The organism is Vibrio sp. S457-15, from assembly GCF_000960545.1.
Classification (GTDB): Bacteria; Pseudomonadota; Gammaproteobacteria; order Enterobacterales; family Vibrionaceae; genus Vibrio; species Vibrio parahaemolyticus.
In genome coordinates this window covers 1-754 of sequence record NZ_JYOQ01000034.1, presented here as the reverse complement: position 1 = coordinate 754, position 754 = coordinate 1, and the positions used below count along the sequence as shown (strand labels likewise).

Annotated in this window: 3 tRNA genes and 1 rRNA gene; all 4 read left to right on the top strand. The window is 43.9% G+C overall.

Going from position 1 to position 754, the window contains the following annotated elements:
- Window positions 1–116: ribosomal RNA gene (locus UF05_RS05205) — 16S ribosomal RNA — on the top strand; the annotation flags it as partial.
- Window positions 117–205: 89 nt separating this feature from the next.
- Window positions 206–281, top strand: a tRNA-Glu gene (locus UF05_RS05200).
- 2 nt (window positions 282–283) lie between these two features.
- Window positions 284–359, top strand: a tRNA-Lys gene (locus UF05_RS05195).
- Window positions 360–389: 30 nt separating this feature from the next.
- Window positions 390–465 (top strand) — tRNA-Val (locus UF05_RS05190).
- The last annotated feature ends 289 nt before the right edge of the window (window positions 466–754 follow it).

Sequence of the window (754 nt, the reverse complement as noted above, 5' to 3'; positions counted from 1 at the left end):
CAAAAGAAGTAGGTAGTTTAACCTTCGGGGGGACGCTTACCACTTTGTGGTTCATGACTGGGGTGAAGTCGTAACAAGGTAGCGCTAGGGGAACCTGGCGCTGGATCACCTCCTTAAACGATGATTATTCACGATGAGTGTCCACACAGATTGATACGGTTTATAAAGTAAAGAGAAGAAGAGTTCCCAAACTCTTCAATCCAGTGTCCCGTTCGTCTAGAGGCCTAGGACACCGCCCTTTCACGGCGGTAACAGGGGTTCGACTCCCCTACGGGATACCATTGGGTCGTTAGCTCAGTTGGTAGAGCAGTTGACTTTTAATCAATTGGTCGCAGGTTCGAATCCTGCACGACCCACCATTCTTCTCCACGAAGAATTAAAACTTATGTGGGCGATTAGCTCAGTTGGGAGAGCACCTGCCTTACAAGCAGGGGGTCACTGGTTCGAGCCCGGTATCGCCCACCATTCTCTAAGTATTTTTGGATAGGAATTCCAAACCACTTCAGTAAGACGTATGTGGTTAGAATCTTCGACTCTGAAAGTCTTTAGAAAATGTACTTCCTTGTGAAGAAACATAGCTCTTTAACAATTTGGAAAGCTGACAAAACAACAATTTATTGTTGTTTGTAAAGTTCTCAATGTTTGTCTTTAAGACAAACACCAAAATAACACATTCAAGTGTTCTTGGAATTTGAGTCCGGCAAAATCGAGTCTGCATCATGTATAAAAATTGCAGACAACTTTGGTGACTTGT